This window comes from Mesorhizobium sp. M0701 (assembly GCF_040320365.1).
Lineage (GTDB): Bacteria > Pseudomonadota > Alphaproteobacteria > Rhizobiales > Rhizobiaceae > Mesorhizobium.
The window spans coordinates 156,650-173,806 of record NZ_JAMYPO010000010.1; the positions used below are offsets into that span (position 1 = coordinate 156,650).

29 protein-coding genes and 3 pseudogenes are annotated in these 17,157 nt (G+C 58.9%); 16 read left to right on the top strand and 16 right to left on the bottom strand.

The window, feature by feature from the left end; genetic code table 11:
• Positions 1 to 27: 27 nt before the first annotated feature.
• Positions 28 to 171 carry a DUF6894 family protein gene (locus NKI24_RS13015; RefSeq protein WP_352745734.1) on the bottom strand — a complete coding sequence of 48 codons (144 nt, stop codon included), beginning with the start codon at positions 169 to 171 and terminating at the stop codon, positions 28 to 30.
• A 166-nt stretch (positions 172 to 337) separates the two neighbouring features.
• On the opposite strand from NKI24_RS13015, the gene NKI24_RS13020 reads away from it, so the two are divergent.
• The 9 genes and pseudogenes from NKI24_RS13020 (at position 338) to NKI24_RS13060 (ending at position 3,643) form a co-directional block, all read left to right on the top strand.
• Positions 338 to 598 carry a hypothetical protein gene (locus NKI24_RS13020; RefSeq protein WP_352745736.1) on the top strand — a complete coding sequence of 87 codons (261 nt, stop codon included), beginning with the start codon at positions 338 to 340 and terminating at the stop codon, positions 596 to 598.
• A gap of 216 nt (positions 599 to 814) precedes the next feature.
• Positions 815 to 1,057, top strand: a complete 243-nt coding sequence (locus NKI24_RS13025; RefSeq protein WP_352745827.1) for a DUF982 domain-containing protein — start codon at positions 815 to 817, stop codon at positions 1,055 to 1,057.
• 111 nt (positions 1,058 to 1,168) lie between these two features.
• Positions 1,169 to 1,396 carry a hypothetical protein gene (locus NKI24_RS13030; protein ID WP_352745739.1) on the top strand — a complete coding sequence of 76 codons (228 nt, stop codon included), beginning with the start codon at positions 1,169 to 1,171 and terminating at the stop codon, positions 1,394 to 1,396.
• 143 nt (positions 1,397 to 1,539) lie between these two features.
• Complete coding sequence (locus NKI24_RS13035) at positions 1,540 to 1,776, top strand: hypothetical protein (RefSeq protein ID WP_352745742.1); 237 nt, start codon at positions 1,540 to 1,542, stop codon at positions 1,774 to 1,776.
• Positions 1,777 to 1,817: 41 nt separating this feature from the next.
• Positions 1,818 to 2,114 (top strand): hypothetical protein, encoded by a 297-nt coding sequence (locus tag NKI24_RS13040; protein ID WP_352745745.1) that lies wholly within the window; start codon positions 1,818 to 1,820, stop codon positions 2,112 to 2,114.
• 7 nt (positions 2,115 to 2,121) lie between these two features.
• Positions 2,122 to 2,283: a DUF982 domain-containing protein gene (locus tag NKI24_RS13045; RefSeq protein WP_502901455.1), complete on the top strand. Its 162-nt coding sequence runs from the start codon at positions 2,122 to 2,124 to the stop codon at positions 2,281 to 2,283.
• Positions 2,284 to 2,692: 409 nt separating this feature from the next.
• Complete coding sequence (locus tag NKI24_RS13050) at positions 2,693 to 2,776, top strand: DUF982 domain-containing protein (protein WP_352745833.1); 84 nt, start codon at positions 2,693 to 2,695, stop codon at positions 2,774 to 2,776.
• 33 nt (positions 2,777 to 2,809) lie between these two features.
• Positions 2,810 to 3,019, top strand: a pseudogene (locus tag NKI24_RS13055) (biotin/lipoyl-containing protein); the annotation flags it as partial.
• Between the two features lie 168 nt (positions 3,020 to 3,187).
• The gene (locus tag NKI24_RS13060; protein WP_352745747.1) at positions 3,188 to 3,643 is read left to right on the top strand and encodes a Ros/MucR family transcriptional regulator; all 456 of its coding nucleotides are present in this window, start codon (positions 3,188 to 3,190) and stop codon (positions 3,641 to 3,643) included.
• 236 nt (positions 3,644 to 3,879) lie between these two features.
• Here NKI24_RS13060 and NKI24_RS13065 read toward each other — a convergent pair whose 3' ends face one another.
• From NKI24_RS13065 to NKI24_RS13080, 4 genes are all read right to left on the bottom strand, one after another.
• Complete coding sequence (locus NKI24_RS13065; RefSeq protein ID WP_352473196.1) at positions 3,880 to 4,134, bottom strand: DUF982 domain-containing protein; 255 nt, start codon at positions 4,132 to 4,134, stop codon at positions 3,880 to 3,882.
• A gap of 52 nt (positions 4,135 to 4,186) precedes the next feature.
• A complete protein-coding gene (locus NKI24_RS13070; RefSeq protein WP_352745751.1) occupies positions 4,187 to 4,411 on the bottom strand; it encodes a hypothetical protein in 225 nt (74 codons plus the stop codon).
• A 4-nt stretch (positions 4,412 to 4,415) separates the two neighbouring features.
• Complete coding sequence (locus NKI24_RS13075; protein ID WP_352745754.1) at positions 4,416 to 4,565, bottom strand: hypothetical protein; 150 nt, start codon at positions 4,563 to 4,565, stop codon at positions 4,416 to 4,418.
• A gap of 779 nt (positions 4,566 to 5,344) precedes the next feature.
• Entirely contained in the window at positions 5,345 to 5,656 is a 312-nt protein-coding gene (locus NKI24_RS13080) for a hypothetical protein (RefSeq protein WP_352745756.1), read from the bottom strand.
• A 192-nt stretch (positions 5,657 to 5,848) separates the two neighbouring features.
• Here NKI24_RS13080 and NKI24_RS13085 point away from each other — a divergent pair, with 192 nt between their 5' ends.
• From NKI24_RS13085 to NKI24_RS13100, 4 genes are all read left to right on the top strand, one after another.
• Entirely contained in the window at positions 5,849 to 6,286 is a 438-nt protein-coding gene (locus NKI24_RS13085) for an ATP-dependent DNA ligase (RefSeq protein ID WP_352745835.1), read from the top strand.
• On the top strand, positions 6,225 to 6,443 hold the full coding sequence (locus tag NKI24_RS13090; protein ID WP_352745845.1) for a hypothetical protein: 219 nt from the start codon (positions 6,225 to 6,227) through the stop codon (positions 6,441 to 6,443). Before NKI24_RS13085 ends, NKI24_RS13090 begins: the two co-directional genes overlap by 62 nt.
• A 184-nt stretch (positions 6,444 to 6,627) precedes the next feature.
• Entirely contained in the window at positions 6,628 to 6,882 is a 255-nt protein-coding gene (locus NKI24_RS13095; RefSeq protein WP_352745758.1) for a DUF982 domain-containing protein, read from the top strand.
• A 118-nt stretch (positions 6,883 to 7,000) separates the two neighbouring features.
• The gene (locus tag NKI24_RS13100) at positions 7,001 to 7,126 is read left to right on the top strand and encodes a hypothetical protein (RefSeq protein ID WP_502894994.1); all 126 of its coding nucleotides are present in this window, start codon (positions 7,001 to 7,003) and stop codon (positions 7,124 to 7,126) included.
• A 26-nt stretch (positions 7,127 to 7,152) separates the two neighbouring features.
• On the opposite strand, the gene NKI24_RS13105 is transcribed toward NKI24_RS13100, so the two are convergent.
• The 4 genes from NKI24_RS13105 to NKI24_RS13120 form a co-directional block, all read right to left on the bottom strand.
• Positions 7,153 to 7,497 (bottom strand): DUF779 domain-containing protein, encoded by a 345-nt coding sequence (locus NKI24_RS13105; RefSeq protein WP_352745761.1) that lies wholly within the window; start codon positions 7,495 to 7,497, stop codon positions 7,153 to 7,155.
• 70 nt (positions 7,498 to 7,567) lie between these two features.
• A complete protein-coding gene (gene adh, locus NKI24_RS13110; RefSeq protein WP_352745764.1) occupies positions 7,568 to 9,085 on the bottom strand; it encodes an aldehyde dehydrogenase in 1,518 nt (505 codons plus the stop codon).
• A 138-nt stretch (positions 9,086 to 9,223) separates the two neighbouring features.
• Complete coding sequence (locus NKI24_RS13115) at positions 9,224 to 10,192, bottom strand: GAF domain-containing protein (protein ID WP_352745255.1); 969 nt, start codon at positions 10,190 to 10,192, stop codon at positions 9,224 to 9,226.
• Between the two features lie 161 nt (positions 10,193 to 10,353).
• Positions 10,354 to 10,785, bottom strand: a complete 432-nt coding sequence (locus tag NKI24_RS13120; protein ID WP_352745258.1) for a potassium channel family protein — start codon at positions 10,783 to 10,785, stop codon at positions 10,354 to 10,356.
• 305 nt (positions 10,786 to 11,090) lie between these two features.
• On the opposite strand from NKI24_RS13120, the gene NKI24_RS13125 reads away from it, so the two are divergent.
• A complete protein-coding gene (locus tag NKI24_RS13125) occupies positions 11,091 to 12,266 on the top strand; it encodes a Fic family protein (RefSeq protein WP_352745767.1) in 1,176 nt (391 codons plus the stop codon).
• Positions 12,267 to 12,809: 543 nt separating this feature from the next.
• Positions 12,810 to 13,193, top strand: a complete 384-nt coding sequence (locus NKI24_RS13130) for an isocitrate lyase/phosphoenolpyruvate mutase family protein (protein ID WP_352745770.1) — start codon at positions 12,810 to 12,812, stop codon at positions 13,191 to 13,193.
• 256 nt (positions 13,194 to 13,449) lie between these two features.
• Here NKI24_RS13130 and NKI24_RS13135 read toward each other — a convergent pair whose 3' ends face one another.
• From NKI24_RS13135 to NKI24_RS13145, 3 genes are read right to left on the bottom strand one after another with little or no spacing between them, the layout of a single operon-like run.
• On the bottom strand, positions 13,450 to 13,851 hold the full coding sequence (locus NKI24_RS13135) for an SOS response-associated peptidase family protein (RefSeq protein ID WP_502901451.1): 402 nt from the start codon (positions 13,849 to 13,851) through the stop codon (positions 13,450 to 13,452).
• A gap of 22 nt (positions 13,852 to 13,873) precedes the next feature.
• The gene (locus NKI24_RS13140) at positions 13,874 to 14,326 is read right to left on the bottom strand and encodes a type II toxin-antitoxin system VapC family toxin (RefSeq protein WP_352745267.1); all 453 of its coding nucleotides are present in this window, start codon (positions 14,324 to 14,326) and stop codon (positions 13,874 to 13,876) included.
• Positions 14,326 to 14,580, bottom strand: a complete 255-nt coding sequence (locus NKI24_RS13145) for a type II toxin-antitoxin system VapB family antitoxin (protein WP_352745270.1) — start codon at positions 14,578 to 14,580, stop codon at positions 14,326 to 14,328. The genes NKI24_RS13140 and NKI24_RS13145 overlap by 1 nt, the downstream gene beginning before the upstream one ends.
• A 101-nt stretch (positions 14,581 to 14,681) precedes the next feature.
• On the opposite strand from NKI24_RS13145, the pseudogene NKI24_RS13150 reads away from it, so the two are divergent.
• A pseudogene (locus tag NKI24_RS13150) lies at positions 14,682 to 15,143 on the top strand (transketolase-like TK C-terminal-containing protein); the annotation flags it as partial.
• A gap of 210 nt (positions 15,144 to 15,353) precedes the next feature.
• On the opposite strand, the gene NKI24_RS13155 reads toward NKI24_RS13150, so the two are convergent.
• From NKI24_RS13155 to NKI24_RS13170, 4 genes and pseudogenes are all read right to left on the bottom strand, one after another.
• Positions 15,354 to 15,575 carry a HigA family addiction module antitoxin gene (locus NKI24_RS13155; RefSeq protein WP_352745273.1) on the bottom strand — a complete coding sequence of 74 codons (222 nt, stop codon included), beginning with the start codon at positions 15,573 to 15,575 and terminating at the stop codon, positions 15,354 to 15,356.
• Between the two features lie 77 nt (positions 15,576 to 15,652).
• Positions 15,653 to 15,925: pseudogene (locus NKI24_RS13160) on the bottom strand (type II toxin-antitoxin system RelE/ParE family toxin).
• 372 nt (positions 15,926 to 16,297) lie between these two features.
• Positions 16,298 to 16,588 carry a hypothetical protein gene (locus NKI24_RS13165; protein WP_352745459.1) on the bottom strand — a complete coding sequence of 97 codons (291 nt, stop codon included), beginning with the start codon at positions 16,586 to 16,588 and terminating at the stop codon, positions 16,298 to 16,300.
• A gap of 139 nt (positions 16,589 to 16,727) precedes the next feature.
• Positions 16,728 to 17,075, bottom strand: coding sequence for a hypothetical protein (locus NKI24_RS13170; RefSeq protein ID WP_352745276.1), 348 nt, complete (start codon positions 17,073 to 17,075; stop codon positions 16,728 to 16,730).
• Positions 17,076 to 17,157 lie beyond the last annotated feature (82 nt).

Below are 17,157 nucleotides of genomic sequence, written 5' to 3' on the forward strand. Positions count from 1 at the left end.
CCACGGGGTCATGCAGGAGGTTGATCGTCACCGCACCAATTGAGGCAGCTTATCTTTGGTGATTTCGACCAAGGCTCTTACCGCCTCTTGTTTTGCAGCTTCGAGGTCGGGCAGATCGGTGCCTTCGACGTTTGGGAAGACTTGCCCGGTATAAATGCGGGAAAGGTTCATCTTGCTTCACGATTGGCTATGCAGCCGGCGCCCGCCGCTCTAATGCACGCAGCCACTAAGGAGCGTGATCTGACGTCCAATGATGTCCGCGCATTTGGTTAAAAGCGTACGCGGCCAGACTCATCGCCCTGATCCGCTTAGAGTTACTTCCGAAAGGAGTGCTCTCATGCTGCCATTGCCCCACGCCGTCGATCCAAAGGTAGTTGCTGAGATCAAAACTCTGCTAGCCCATCACGCCGGCGCGGTACCGGTCCCCGTTCACAAATTCGCGGCGGTTGTCCGGCTGCGCCTCAAAAGCCATCTTTCCATCGCGACTATCGAGGAGCTGATCGTGGACGAAGCCGAGTGTCGCCATCTGCCCATGCTGTTCGAACTGCCGGGAACGGAAGCGGCTTTAGTTTCATCCGCTCTGGGTCGTGCGACTTGAAGGTTAGGCGCTGCCCGTCTGGGAACGTAAGCGGGGCTAGCCAGAGGTCGTATGCCCACCGCCTTCAATGGCGCGCAGCGACTTTTCTGGCTGCTGTCGAGGAGGAGGGTATGCTTTTTCCTGATTAGCAGATCCCGTGGCTCTTCGCGCGAGCCAAAGTCGATCACCGGCTCAGAGATCCTTCCAAACATTCCCACCTCCCCTAACTATCCCTCAATGGCAACCCATTGGTTCGTCCCTCCGGTGTTCGTGAAGACTGAAACCGGCGACAGGCATGGCTGCAACAATGCGAGGGCAGCCCTTGAGCAGCTCAAGAGGTGGACCCGCAGAGGACCTCGCTGGCACAAGGCGGTGACCCTCTGTCTGTCAGACCTGGAGGGCGATCCGATTGACCCTCAGGTGGTGCGAAAGGCCTTTGAGGCTGCCGCAAAGGAAGCCAAGATGTATCTCTCCCCGTAGGAGGAGAAATTTCTCCCAAAGATTCAGTCCTTTATTCCTTCGAACATTGATTTTTCCGTGGAATGATCCATAAATTGCCACTTGGGTTCTCGCTGAGGTGGAAGGCCTCGTATGAACGTTTGGACGAACTGCCGACCCGACAAAGTGACTGCCAAACACCTTGTTCACGAGCTGATCCTACAAGCCCGTCGCGGCCAAATCATCTCCGTCAAAGACACTGTCGCAGCGGTGCGCCGAGACGGGCCACATCTGGCGGAAACTGACTGCGAGCTGGTGGAGCTTATTGTCAACGTTGCCCCAGCCTTTGGCCTGTTTGTCGGGTTCGATCTTCGCGAATAGCCGCATGGCAACCCATTGGTCAACCGTCTATGGGATCGAGAGGGGCACGGGAAACTTCGCGCGCGCACCCACCAAATTATTCGCATCCCCTTCGGAACCCTTTCGCAACGAAAGTGTTTCAGACCGAATGTGGGAACGACGTTATGCCGGCACGACCAACAGCAGCGACAGCCTTTCAACGGCTGATCAGCTCAGAAGATAATCGTCAGATGCTCCGCAACAGGCTTGGTCTCGAAGTCGACGAGAAACTGCCGGCGTCCCTTGCTGCATTGCTGCAGGAGCTTGAGCGGCGAGAGCAGGTCGAGGCTGATTGGAGCGCCATCACTTTGGCAGCGTGGGTTTTCTATGGCCTTCGACGAACCAGAAGGAACCTTCAGTGACCCTTATGGCCATGCTACGTAGGGGACGTGCCTTCCGGGGGATGATCAGTTCGGAAGGCTACTGCCGGAAGCTGCGCAGGCTCCTAAGGTTTGTGGGCGAACCAACTCTGACACCGACGCTTGCCGCACTGGCGCGGGAGCTTTCAGAAGAGTTTGAGCTGCGGAAGCAAGAATCGGCCGACGAAATTCCTCGCCCTACATTTCCGCTCATGGCAACCCATTGGTTCTCCCCTCCGGTCCTCGTCAAGACCGAGCGTCCCGGGATCATCCACCACGTCAACAACGCCGAGACGGCCGGCGAGGAGCTGACGAAGTGGACGAAGCGTGGCCCTTGGTGACCTCGCGGTGCGCGTTTGTATGGCCGCGATATTCGACGAGATGGAACCTGAGGAGGCTCGTAAGGCATTCCTGGCTGCTGCCGAGGAGGAGGGGACGTTACGGTCGCCTCTGACTAGAGCTGGTGATTGGAAAGTTTATCAAAACTCGCGACCGGTAGCTGGTTACTGAGGAAGTCCCCTCTAATTTCCACCCATGGCAACCCATTGGTTCTCCCCTCCGCTGTACGTCAAGACCGACCGATGTTGGGCCACCTACGGGTGCAACAATGTCGAGGGTGCCGCCGAGGAACTTATGAAGTGGACCAAGATAGTGGAGGAAGGGTGTGCAAGCGTAGAAGCCCTTCGGGACCGCGTGGAAGAGGTCCGTCAGGTTTTCGAGGCTGCTGCCAAGGAGGAGGGGTGTTACGCTCCTCTGGTTAGGTCTCCTGTGTCCCATCTCTGAATTTTTCAGCGATCGCCCCTGAATAATCTCAGCCTCTATACCCATGGATTGGTTAAGCGGCTCCGAGAGGTATCGACAGGCGCTTTTTCGCGGTGAAGGTAGAGTCGAACGCGTAAACGCCGCCTGACCTGATGCGTTGCTCGGCGGCGATAAGGCCCCGGAGATTGCCCGCGTGGCATTTCTCAGCGCCGCCAAGGAAGCGAAAATCTTGAACGCCTGACATCTCGCGAACACACGTTGTCATCCTGGGCTGTGTTCGCGTGTCGGCGCGCCGATGTCTGGCGTCGTCTCGGCGCTCTCGGTCGCTGCCGTCCAGGCGGTGAAGGCCGGCGATCTGCTGTTTTCGATCGAAGCGATGAGATGGAACGGCGCTGCATGCCGAGCGTGACAGCACCATGCCCGAAGTCCAGATCAAGGCCGGCGACCAGATAATGCCAACGATCTGCTGATCGCATTTGGGTGAATGAGGGTGCTACACCTGAAGGGAAATTGGCCGCATACACGCATGTCGCAGGGGATGACCAGCAAAGTCGGCCTTGGAGTAATCTAGCGTCAAATAATCGTTGTTTGCAATTGCGCAGGCCGAATTTTCCAAATAGGAACGCCGGAGATCAACACGGGAACGATTTTGATGGATGAAGCAATTGGGCAGCGAAGGGCTGATTTGCTAGGGATGACAGCAGATATCGTCGCAGCCTATGTCCAGAGCAACGCAACGCCGGTGGCGGATCTGCCGAATTTGATCGCCAGTGTCAATTCTGCGTTGTCTGGCCTAGCTGAGCCGGTCGCTGCACCATCGCCAATACTTACGCCCGCGGTAAATCCTAAGAAGTCGATCTTTCCCGAATACATTATAAGCCTTGAGAACGGGCGCAAGTTCAAGTCGATGAAGCGCCACCTGGGCTTGCTTGGCATGACACCTGATGAGTACAGAGCCAAGTGGGGTTTGGCGTGGGACTATCCTATGGTAGCGCCCAGCTATGCGGCTCAGCGGTCTGCGCTTGCCAAAGCTGCCGGTCTCGGCCGCAAGGCGGTTGACAAAACGCCGCCCAAAAAAGCACCAGCAAAGCGCAAGGCCAAAGCCTGACAGTGCACGACGTTCGGGCCATGCCGTCAGGTCTAGATGGTCTAGGTGGCCTGGCTGGGAATGAGCTGCCTGGCTTCGCGGTTCAGTAAGCGCGGCTCACGCCACAACACAAGCTTCAGCACGGCTTGCGTCTTCACGTCCTCGTATCCTGACGGGGCAGGAGAGGTCGATTAAAGCCGCTGAATCCAGCAGCGCTCCGTGCTTCAAGGGCATGCCCATACGGGTGCTGGGTAAGCCTAAATTTCTTCCGCGAGCAATATCCTGGCCTCCTTGGCAGCAGCGATGAACGCCTGGCGAGCTATCCTTGGTGGTTTTTCTCCACGGATTACGGCAAGGCATGCTTCGATTGCGGCGAGCCGCGACTTGCCCGCCGGCCTCGGCCAATCCCTCAGCAGAACTTCGGCCGCGTCCGATACGGACGCAACAACTCTGTCGCGATCGATCCGGCCGGGTTGAACGACGACGGGCTTTCTGAAACGTCTCGTACGCACGACAGCCTCCAAGAACAAGCTATGTTAGCTTCTGCAGATCCTTTGCGCCACATCAAACGTCGGCAACTAGCAGAAGGCATGCGTGGAGCCGCCAGTTCTCGTATTTATGATCCGGCCATATCGCCTGCACCTGCCTACCGTTCGGGGCCAGCCCGCGCGCTCCGCAGAATTCGCGGATCAGCGCAAAGCTCTGTCCGGTACATAGGTCGTCGGGCAGCGCGATCTGGTAAGGCCATTCCGGGTCGATCCTGGCCGGTGTGGGGCCTAGGCTGCGCATCGCATCACTTCGCGGTCGGTTTCTCTGTCGCCTTCTCCAGCGCCTCAATGGCGTCCAGCACGGCTTTGCGCTTGGGCTCGATTGGCTCGTCTGGATGGAAGCCGGCAAGTGCGAGCGTCGTGAAGGCGACCGTCACACGGGAACGAGCAGGCATGTGAGGCAAACGGCCGGGCTACGGGAACAGCGGCTGAGGACTGGGACTGCTCGGCAAGAGCGGAATGGTGAGGGTGCAAAACGACCGCCACACCGCCAGCCGCAATCGGTGACGCTTATCTTGCTGGCAGTTAGGGCCTCGTTGCTGGACGGCCTTCAATCCCTTCGCGGCGGCTAGTCAAAGCGACGCGATCATTGGTGGTCGCTTTGATTAGCTCCCCGGGGCTGCTCCGGGGACAAGGCCGAATGGCTGCAGCCCGACCTGTCGGTCGGGTGAAATTTTGCTGCTCAATTTCGGCGACGAGACCTGACTGCCTTCAGCAGTTCGCTCTCGTCAGTGTGAGCATTTCGAAAAGTCGCCACTACCGTTTGCGCCAGGATTTCGCCCTGTTGGCTTAGAGGGTCGAGGTCTTCGTCTGCGCAAATTCGATCGAAAACGCGCTGGCAAATAGCCAAATCATGAGGACTAAGGCAGGTGCGATTGGTACGCAGGCGCTGCGGCATGTGCGACCCCTCAGGCCCGCTGCCCGTACAGAGCAGCGGGCCGCTACAGCCAGGCCGGAGGAGGAGAGTTCAGTCTCGCAAAAACGTTTGATGTAGAGTGCTTGTTCCCGGCTAACGAAGTTGGTAATTTTCGTACAGTGCGCCACCTGGGCAAGGCAGCTTCCTCGATTGGCAGCACGCCGGCCGGGCAGGTGTCCTCGATGCCATGCGCACCAGAGCAAGGGCGGCCAGCCCTTGCGGATTATCCTCGGCAATCCATGCTTTGATCTGCGTTCGCTAATCCGCCCCATCTCTAAGCGACATCTTTTTGCGGCGAACAGGCGTCCAGTCGGTGATCGTATCGGCATCCACGGTGATTAGCCCGCCAGCTTTCACCGTCACCTTTCGATTTTCCTCGTCGACCCGCGTGACCTCGCCGGTGAGCTGTAGCTCGTCACCTGGTTTGGACCTTTTAGGAGCAGGGACTGAATGCGGAAAACCATAGGAGGGGATGCTGACACTAGCTCTTCCGTCGTCCAGCAGCTTCAGCACCGTCACGGTGATCGCCACCTCATCGCCGATATTGATGTCCGCAATTTCCCAAGCCATGCCCATGATTCTGGAGCGGCTTTGACGACAGTCAAGGGATCGCTAATATGTGGAAAATGCCAACGCCGCCAGCGTGCACCTTGTTTCGGAACCGATTCGAACCAGCGATATTGATTCAAATCGTAATGTCTGGAGTGCGGGCGCATGCTCACCGAGCCTGGCGTTGGCCGGCTGTCATTTATTGAGTTCCAAATGCCCACCCTGGTCGAGAAGCCGCCCAAGGGCCCAGGGTGGTTTCACGACATCAAATATGATGGGTATCGCACGCAGTTGATCATCCAACGGGGTAAGGTGCAGGCCTTCACGCGAAACGGCTTCGACTGGACCGACAGATACAGCCCAATCGTCCGGGCTGCGGCTGAATTGACGCAAAGCGGGCAATCATCGACGGCGAAGCAACAGTGCTTGGCACCACGGGGCGTCCGGACCTCTTCGCGCGCCCAATTATCCGATCACCCGGACGAATTTTTCAACCAAACATTCCTGACTGTTGCGGCCAGCACCGTACAATTGTACGATTCGGAGGTAGGAGTAGAGTCCACTTCGGCGTGTCCCTGGGGAGGGCTGGATGAGCGTCGCGCGAAGGGTCGGTCCACTTCTAGAGCAAGCAATCACCGTACTCCTCAATAGGGTGGACCGTCGCGACACGGTCTCGATAAAAGCGGCGCTGCGCGAAGCGCGGGAGGCTGCGCCTTATTTGGTGGCCTCCGATGAAGAACTGACCGAGGCGATCGTCGAGGCAGCAACTGCCATGGGCCTCTGCGTGGCTTTCGACTGTGGCGAGTAGCTGTCAGCCAACTTCAGTCACTGTGGCATCGCAACAAAGCGCGCCGTCCTGCGCCATTTTCAATAGTTAGAGGTAATCCGCAATTACCTTCGCAACCTGCTAAATCTGCCTGTAGAACGGGAACTGCCGGCTGAGCAAAGGTCTTTCCTGGAGGAACTTGATAGGGCCGACAAAGAGTGACTGTATGGCACTCCATTGGTTCAACCCTCCGGTCCCCGTCAAGACGGAGCGTCCCGGGATCATCCGCAACGTCAACAACGCCGAGGCAGCCGGCGAGGAGCTGATGAAGTGGACCAAACGTGGCCCTTGCTGGGACCTCGCGGTGCGCGTTTGCATGGCCGTGATATTCGACGAGATGGAACCTGAGGAGGCTCGTAAGGCATTCCTGGCTGCTGCAAAAGAGGAGGGGACATTAGTCCCCCCAATGGCAACCAGCTAACTTGAACTGCGCTAAAGGTTCTCTGACCAACACCGCCTTCGCGAAAGGAGCTCGCCGCCCGTGAGAAAGGCGACGGACCCCCACAGCGGCTGCACATCCAAGAAGAACCGATCGCTGGTTGCTTGAACTTGATGGTGACCGCTTCGTCGTGCCTGCGGAAAGCCGGCCCTTTGTCAGGAGCATCGCGACAAAGTTCGACAAATATTTCGAAACCGGCAAGGCCAGGCATTCGGTAGCGGTCTGACCATCGGCGGCAGTCGGATGGGAAGGCTACCTCCCGATCTGAACAGCGCAGATCTTCGACCGAGTCAGGAATCGCTTCTCCCGTCCGTTATCGAGGGAGAACATGCCGCCGCGGCCAGGCACTACGTCGATGATGAGATCGGTATGCTTCCAGACCTCGAATTGCGAAGCCCCGATATAGAAGGGCGCGTCGCCGATGTGGCCGAGCAACACATCCTGATCGCCGACGATGAAGCCAGCAAGCGGATAGCACATCGGCGAAGACCCGTCGCAGCAGCCGCCGGATTGGTGGAACAGCACTGGTCCGTGCTCGGCAACAATTTCCGCGATCAGTTCAAGGGCTTCCGGCGTCGCCGTGACTTTTGCATGCATAGTCTAATCCGGTTTCCAGTCATTATGGGCGCGGCCCCTCGCGGGCCGCGCCTGTGAGACAAAGAGGTGATCAGAAGAAGCCGAGCTTCTTCGGGCTATAGCTGACCAGCATGTTCTTGGTCTGCTGATAGTGGTCGAGCATCATCTTGTGTGTCTCGCGGCCGATGCCAGACTGCTTGTAGCCGCCGAAGGCCGCATGCGCGGGATAGGCGTGGTAGCAGTTGGTCCAGACGCGGCCCGCCTGGATCGCGCGGCCGAACCGGTAGGCGCGATTGCTGTCGCGTGTCCAGATACCGGCGCCGAGGCCGTAGAGCGTATCGTTGGCTATGCTGAGCGCTTCGTCGTCGTCCTTGAAGGTCGTGACCGAGACCACCGGTCCGAAGATCTCTTCCTGGAAGATGCGCATCTTGTTGTGGCCCTTGAACACCGTAGGCTTCATGTAGTAGCCGCCGGCGAGATCACCAGGCAGAACATTGCGGGCGCCACCGGTCAGCACCTCCGCGCCTTCCTGGCGGCCGATGTCGATATAGGACAGGATCTTCTCCAACTGCTCGGACGAGGCCTGGGCGCCAATCATCGTCGCCGGATCGAGCGGATCGCCCTGCACGATCGCCTCGACGCGCTTGAGGGCGCGTTCCATGAACGTATCGTAGATCGATTCATGGATGAGCGCGCGGCTCGGGCAGGTACAGACCTCGCCCTGGTTTAGCGCAAACATGACGAAGCCTTCGATCGCCTTGTCGAAGAAATCGTCATCCTCGGCGACAACATCCTTGAAGAAGATGTTTGGCGATTTGCCGCCCAATTCCAGTGTTACGGGGATAAGGTTCTGGCTGGCATATTGCATGATCAGCCGGCCCGTCGTGGTCTCGCCGGTAAAGGCGATCTTGGCAATGCGCGGCGACGACGCGAGCGGCTTACCGGCTTCGAGGCCGAAGCCGTTGACAATGTTGAGCACACCCGGCGGCAGCAGATCGCCAATAAGGTCGGCCCACAGCAGGATGGCAGCCGGGGTCTGCTCGGCAGGCTTCAGCACGACGCAGTTTCCCACGGCAAGCGCGGGAGCAAGCTTCCAGCATGCCATCAGCAGCGGAAAGTTCCAGGGGATGATCTGGCCGACCACACCGAGCGGCTCATGGAAATGATAGGCGACGGTGTCGTCGTCGATCTGGGAAAGGCTCCCTTCCTGGCCGCGCACGGCGCCGGCAAAATAGCGGAAATGGTCGATGGCCAAGGGCAGGTCGGCGGCGGTCGTTTCGCGGATCGGCTTGCCGTTGTCCCAGGTTTCGGCACATGCGAGGAGATCGAGGTTTTCCTCCATGCGGTCGGCGATGCGATTGAGGATGAGTGACCGCTCGGCCACGCTCGTGCGCCCCCAGGCGTCCTTGGCGGCATGTGCCGCGTCCAGGGCCACCTCGATGTCCTGGGCATCCGAGCGCGCCACCTCGCAAAGTAGCTGACCGTTCACCGGCGAGAAGTTCTCGAAGTAGCGGCCGGAGCGGGGCTCGGCCCATTTGCCGCCGATGAAATTGCCGTAGCGCTTGTCGAAGGGTGCTTTGACCGAGCGTGAGAATTCAACCTTGTTCATGCGTATTCCTCCCAAAGCTGACGTCGCGGGATGCGACGCTTCGGAAGAGACTTGCGATTTCCGCCTGTGGTTGTCACCGTACCGGTCACAGTGGTCGGGGACGATGTGTCGCAGAATTGCGACAGTCAGATCGAAAGGTCAGTGCGTCCGGTGAACATCAAGGCGGTTGAGCTTGCGGTGAAGCGTCGCGCGGCTAATCCCAAGTGCCTGAGCCGCTGCGGAGACATTTCCGTCCGCCCGTGCCAGCGCTCGCTGTAGAGCTGCGCGTTCTGCCTCAGCGAGAATTTTGGAGTCACTCTCAGCCCAACCGAGCAGATCGGCGGCGGGCATCGGTTTGTCGAGGCACTGCTGCGTAATGCCAAGTGCCAGGCGGGCCGAACGGGTCGCGCCGACCACGAGCTCGTCGGCATCGACGGCGATGAGCGCGCCGGAGCCTTTGTCGCTCACCGGCGCCAGCAGAATTCGCGCCTTCGGGAATGCCATCTTGAAGTTCTCCGCCTCGATCCGGCGCGCCGCGTCGATCACGGCGATCGAAATGAGATTGGCGAAGGCCTCGATCAGGTCAGCCCGGCAGGAAGACACGTCAAGAGCAGCCATAAGATTCCCCTCATGATCGTGGATCGGGGCGGTGGTGCAACTGAGTAGGGTGTTGCGCGTATGGAAATGTTGGTCACGGTGAATTGTCAGCGCGCGCCCTTCGACAAGACAGGTGCCAATTCCGTTGGTGCCCTGGCTTTCCTCATTCCAGACCGAACCAGTCCACAAACCCCAGGAATGAAACGTCTTGTCGTCGACGGGCGCGCCGCGCCGTTCGATCGGCACGCCGTCACGATCGGCGAGTAGGACACAGCATCCGACGCCGCCTACCGCAAGATAGAGACGATCGAGACTTGATTGCGCGGCGTTGACGAGAGGTTCGATGCGTAGCCGGGCCTGCCCCAGTTCGGCCTCTGTCAGATAATGTGGAGGGCTGCGGTCAGCTGGATCGAGCCGATGCAAATTGGAAGACCGGCGCCAGGACGCAACCAACGCCGACGTCGCCGCAGCGTCCGAGGCGATCGCCGCTTGAATGCGGTCAGCATGATGGCCGTATAGATCTTCGCCCATACTTATCCTCCCGAAACTGATTTCTTTCCTCCGATCAGCACATAGTCAATTCGCCGAAAGAAGCAGAAGGCAAACCTCTCTTGCCTAAGCACCCATCCAGAAAGCCTACCAACAGAATGCCACGCAATCATTGATCGGGAGCAAGTCTGCGCATTGATTGGTCAGAAATGCTCACCGGCCTTGAACGGTCCGATACGGGTCCCGGCTGCGATCAGGTAGGCGGTCGACCAGCCGATGAGCAAGAACCCGTTCACGCCCTCCAGCGCCGCCAGGACACGCCACGCATGAGCTGGCACGATGTCGCCATAGCCGACCGTCGAGAAGGTGATGGTGGAAAAGTACAACGCCGTTTCGCAATCGGCGAAGATATCAAGCAACCGGTATAGCCCGGCCCAGAGCCACACCTCCGCGGTCATGCCGGCAAGGAGACCCATCACCACGCTGATCATCGCCATGATACGGCTGCGGCGCCCGTGCATGCGAAAGCGGGAGATAAGATATCCCATCGCATGTGTGACGGCGATAAGGCCAAAGGTATGAACCAGCACCGTCAGGCTTATGACGATCGTGCCGATGAGCAGATTTAGAACCATGGGTGACCCTACAGGTCGGAATCACGACACTGTTGCGTTGCGGTCGCTGACCAGCCAGGCGCCGATGATCAGAAGGCGAGACGGTGAGAGATATTCCAGTGCGCATGCGCCAGATTCGCATGCGCACAGGCAAAAGGGAATCCCACCCGGGACTCTTATCAGGCGGAAACCACTAGGAACAATTTATTGACTAAGAACTCTGACTAGTAAAGAGTTCGTTCTCAGCGTGGCCGACAGAGAACATAAGCGTTCCTTGCGTCCGGCCGTTGGAACAACGTCGTCCCCCCGGGTTGAGCCGCCAAGTCATGCCGAAGCGCACAACAGGCCGGTACGAAAGCGTGACCGCAGGCGGCGAGAAGGTTGGTGCTTTCGTCCCCTTCGATCTGCCGCCGGTGCGGCCGGTGCTTGTCATCGACGCCAAGCTCAAACGCCGCCTTGGGCAAGCCGAGCAGGCGCTTGTCCGACTCGATCTGGCGGGCGAGATGGTGCCTTCGCTCGACTGGTTCATCTACGCCTTCGTGCGCAAGGAAGCGGTGATCTCGTCTCAGATCGAGGGCACGCAAGCATCGCTCGTCGACCTTCTCGCTTTTGAAGCCGAGGAACAGCCCCAACCCAACGCCGATGTCGAGGAGGTGACAAAATACCTCGACGCCCTTGCCTACGCGCGCAACCAGCTCGCGTCGAAGCATGGTCTGCCGCTTTCCCTGCGGCTCTTGAACGAAGCACACAAGCGGTTGATGCGCGGCGTGCGCGGCGGAAGCAGGCAGCCCGGAGAAATCCGCCGCAGCCAGAACTGGATTGGCGGAAGCCGTCCCGGGAACGCGGCTTATGTTCCGCCGCCTTCCGAGAAACTCCCTCAGCTTCTCAGCTCTTTAGAGAAATACATCCACGCCGACGACCAGCTGCCGAAGCTCGTGCGGACGGGTCTCTTGCATGCCCAGTTCGAAACCATTCACCCCTATCTCGATGGCAATGGGCGGATCGGGCGCCTGATGATCGCCCTCCTGCTGGAACACTGGGGACTCTTGAGGGCTCCGCTTCTCTATCTCAGCCTCTTCTTCAAGCGTCATCGCGAGGAATACTACCGGCGCCTCAATCTCGTGCGGCTAGAGGGCGACTGGGAGGGCTGGATCGATTTTTTTCTCGATGGCATCGCCACGATCGCCGATGAAGCTGTCGGCTCGGCGCGTGAATTGTTCAACCTCGTCAGCGCGGATCGCACGCGGCTGCTCGGTGTCGAATCCGTATCCGTTTCAGCTCTTCGATTGTTCGAGCGGCTTCCGCGGCATCCGATCGTGACCGTCGCATCGGCGATGAAGCTGCTCGACACGAGCAAGCCGACCGCAGCCCGCGCCATCGAGGTGCTGGCCGAAATCGGTATCCTCGTGGAAACGACGGGAAAGAAGCGCGACCGCAGTTTCGCCTATCGCGCCTATATGGAACGTCTGCGAACCGGAACGGAACTGGACTTCAGCCGATGAGCGGCCGGCGGCGGATCACTCAACCCTATAGCCGAGCGTCCGATATCCCGTTCGCCGTTTTGCTGCCATGCGCGCCAGCACTGGGACCATCTCATCAACATAGTCGAAGACGATAACCTCGGTCTTCCCGTTATCCTGGTGGTGCAGACGGCCGCCGTATTGGGCCAGCGTGCCCTTCCAGACGTGTTCGGCGAGCGCATCTGGGTGGAACCGGCGGGCGTTCGAATGCGAGCCCGATCGCGGCGCGGGGACCTCCTGCCGTTGTTTTCACGGGTCAAAAGTCAAAGCGGGAGGTCAACGCCGGATAGACTCCGGCGCTCACGACAAGTCCCGTTGCCAGCGACGATTAAGCCGCCTCGATCTCTGCTTCCTGGAGTGCTACTTTGCCGACTTTCTCGACGGAAACCACTTTGCCGTCCAAAACGAGAATGACGACGACAGGAACTTGGAAGAGCGCTGCAAGAGTGTGGCAAGTGATCGAGACGATCGCCTCGCATTGTCGATCTCCGCGACGTCGCGACTATAGGTTTGCAGCATCGTTGCTTGCCTCCTCAGCAGCGCCGCTCCAATTGCGCGGCGCCGGGAGATAAAGGCAACGCCACTGACGATAAGTCGATCCCAAAAAGTCGAATGTTTTCGTGCTCTTCACAAAACGGGCTGCTTTGTCATTCCAAATCGATGGGACATTGCCGGCGCTCCAATAATGACGGGGTTGGGCTGAAGGCGCTGGCAACCACATCTTCAGACTACGCCTTATCGAAAGGCAAGAAAGACGGAACGCGGGAGGTCAGCCGCGCTGAAAGCTTGACCTACGCTGCTGAAATAGCAGCTTCGACCGATATTCCGGTGTCGGCGGATTTGGAGAACGGATACGCCGATACCCCCGAAGGGATTGCCGATTCGTGGGCCATGGTGCACCCGGCTTGACCTTTGATCAGATTGCGGAGGCTGGCGTACTGCGAATAAGTGTCGGCGGTTCGCTTGCCCGCGCAATCGCCGGAGCGCTGTTGAAAACATGCCAGGGAGATCGCGGCTGGTGACTTCACCGAATTGGAAACCACTCCGACTTGGAACTCTCTCCGTAGCCTCAAGCTTGTCTTCTAGATTCGCTACGAGGTCGAGAGCAGGCATTATGCGCAATTCAAGAAAGTTAGCCTATGCAGTCGCGGGCCTTCGTGGGACGTTAGGCTGCGCTCTGGTCAGAGCTCCACTGAATACTTCGGCGAATCGGTTTGAATCCGATCCTATGCTTCTTCGCCGCTTGGCGCAGCGCATGCTGCAATTCGTTCCGGACAGCACCGAGGTTGAACTGGGCGGCGGTTTCTCGGGTTGCCGACGTCGCGGCCAAACTTCCACATGGTCGCAGCTCTTCTGGGAACGCCTTCATGAGATGTTCCGGTTCGGGGTCCGTCAGCCAAATCATGTATTCTTCGGGCGCCAGTATGACCGGCACACGGTTGTGGAACGTCGCCATGAGCGGATTCGGCTCACAGGTCAGCACCGTGAAGCGGATGTTGCCGCCGATAGCGGGGTCGCGCCAATTCTCCCAGAGCGCCGCCAAGGCGAACGGCTCCCCCGACTTCATCGCAATGCATACACACAGCGCCCTATGGGGGCGCGTTCCGGCTACGGCTTTTTTTCCGCGGAAAGCGCCGTTGTGGCAGGGTCTTCACGTCGGTTTCGCACAAGAGCCCGTCGAGCGTCAGCAGCGGCGCGCGCATCGTCTTGGCATAGGCGTAGTGAAAGCAATCGAAATTGCTGAGGTAGCGTTTGCCAATTCCCTGTTTTTCGGCAACCGCGACGGCATAGGACAGTACCCGCAGCGGCGATCCTGGCTCGCGAAGCGCGATTCTTCTGGCTTCCAGCCATTCGACCACGACCGCCTCGGCGGCGCTGTACGGGCAATTCAGCTGGTCCGGCCGGGATAGAACAATAATCGCCTCCCACGCGGCGAGCGTCGATGTGAGGGGGGAGGGCGCTTCCAGCAAGGCGGCTTCATAGCTATCGGCCGTGTCCTCGCCAGCCATCATCGACACGATGGCACAGGCATCCACGAACATTATTCGTCGCCCTGCAGATCGTGATCCAGGTCGTGATAGGCTTCTTGTGGGACCGGCTTTCGATCAGGTTGGAATGACAGGCCATGTTTTGCCAGAATCTTCTTTGCAGTCTCGCGCGGCCGCTCCTTTTGCATCCGGTTTCGGATTGTCTCACGGAGAGCGGATATCACCGCTTCGGTGATATTGGTGCGGTCGAGGCGGGCAAGCTCCCGCGCCAATTTGTCAGCTTCATCGTTTCGGATGTTCAAGGTCATATGTGTAGCTCCAATCGCGTATCCATCATTACGCTATTGTGTAGCTTTTTTCAATGCTCGGTCGCTACGGCGCGGGGCGGCGTACTATTCGACGCTGCGGCTATTGGCTGCGGCGTCCGGGTCCGAATCCCGAGGTGATCGTCGCCTATACAGGAGCCGTCGCGCCGGAAGCCATCGAGGCGGTGGGTATGATGGCGGAGGATCGTCGCGACGTCGGTCTTTTGGCGGTGACCTCGGCCGACCGGTTGAACGCAGGCTGGACGGCGGCAAGTCGCGCACGTGAGCGGCCTTGTTCATGCCAGAAGCCATGTCGAAAGGCTGTTCGCCGACCTTCCAGCCCATTGTGCGATCGTCACCGTCGCAGACGGCCACCCAGCGGCACACGGCTGGCTGGGCTCAATCTACGGCCACCGCACGCGTAGTCTCGGCGTCGAGCACTTTGGCCAGTCGGGGACAATCGGTGATCTTTACCGCCACTTCGGCATCGACGCCAATCCATAGCCACAGCCGCTGAGCGGATTGCTGGTGGGCGCCCCATCCGCTATCTGCGCGCGCTGGATTGACCGATGATGTCATTCACGGCTGTTGCGGACCGGAAGGCGAATATTGTGTCTAAGATGCGGCCTCGCCCAGATGGCTCTGCGCCGCCATGTCGGTTCTATGCCGCTATGTCACCAGTCGGGTGCCGCGATAGCAAAACTGTTCAGCCCGCGACTTCGAGCTGTTCGATCTCAGCAATCTCGGCCTGCTTCGCTCTGCCTTCGACCGCGAGATCATAGCTGGCCTGCAATGTTCATCTGCGTGGTGCCGAAGAACTTGGCCAGGCGCAGAGCAGTATCCGGAGTGATCGGGGTCGCCTCGTGCGTCAAGCGCTCAATGCGGGTGCGCGGTACATGCAGCTTCTTCGCCAGCGTATAGGGCTTCAGGCCAGGCGGTGCGAGATATTCCTCGCGAAGGATTTCTCCTGGATGGATCGGGGTGTCGAGGTTCAACATTGTGAAGCTCCTGGCAGTGAGCGATGCGTTGGTTTGCGTAGGTTGTTTGCGTTAGGGCATGGGCGGTCACGATATCCTCAGTGATAGTCGGTGATTTCAATATCCTCTGCCGCCCCATCTACCCACCGAAAGCAGACACGGAATTGATCATTGATGTGGATCGAATGCTTACCGGCACGATTGCCTTTCAGCGCCTCAACCTGGCGGCGTCTTGAGGTCCGCCAATTCAGCAGCGTTGTCGATCATGAACAGCTTCCGCTGAGTGGACGGACGAGGTCCGACGGGAAACCCTTCGGTGCTTTGCCTTCCGAAACGGCCTTGCTGGCTCTGTCTTTGAACGAACGTATCAACTGCTGCCTCCAGCAAACGTATCATCGCATGATACCGAAACGACTTGGCTCATTCCCAACAGACTGATTCACCGGATCGCCGCGGGCAGGGCGCCTTCTGGCTTTGGGCCGGACGCCAATTGCCGATTTCAACTTGATAGTCGAACGCGAGCACAAAATTTCGCCACCCTTTCACGACGCCGCTTCGGCTTTCAAGGGAACCAGGATGACGACACCGCTCAGATTGTCCTTGTCCGCCTCGTTCGCGTTTTCGCTTCCTATGTGGACGGGAACGAAGCTTGCGCGTTCCCCTTCTCGGTCGCTTTGAACAGGACACTTCGAAAGACACGGAAAATCGCTCAGCGATCAGGCGTCGAGGTTAGCTGAGGATAACTACGCGCTCCCGTCCGTCTCGCTTTCCTCGTCAATCGTCCGAACCGGCAGATAGGCATTCGTTTCCAGCCATTGTCCCAAGATGATCTGGATAAGGTCTGGCCTGCCGATTTTCATCTCGGCCGCTATGGAATCGAGTGCATCTGCGGTCGCGGGCTCCAGCGGCACGCCACCGACGTTTCGGAGCATCAAAGCAGCGCGACGCAGAAGGATCTGCAAGTTCGCGCGAGACATTTCGGCTATGCGCTGAGCTGCGCTTTCGAGATCTTCAGCAACAGATCGGCGAGTCATTGGTGTCACTCGGTGCATGGCATCTGGCCTTCGCCCTGGTATTCAGTTGGATAGTGATTGGCCAAGGCTGCGGCTATCGTGGGTCGAAGGCAGTAAACAATCATTTTCCGCGCTTCTTTGCAGAGAGGACGGCTGGCCTTCAGTATGCTCGTCGTCTTCCATTTGTGGTTGCCGGGCCGGTGCGTTGGGCTCGTCCGATGGCCAGAGCTACCGGGTCGCTTCGAATGATTGGACCTATTGCAGCAGTGCCGACTATAGGCACCATTGGCGGCTCGTCATCTTGCATTTTCTTCCCAGTCTTCAGCTCAGCAATTTCCTCGTCACGCCTGGCAATGCGGCTTTCCAGATTGGCCAGACGCTCGGTCAACAAATAGCGGCCGACCGCAAATCCGCCTCCTCCGAAAAGAACCGCAAGACTGGCAAAGGCGGCCGGGTTGGCCAGCATCAGCGCGGAGTTGGCTTCCAAAAAGCTGATAAGATCCTGCATGGTCAACTCGACCCGGTCATGCTGAAGAGAAGCGAGCTGGCGTCACCGGCTGGCTCGGCCCCGGTTGGCATACTTGTCGCGA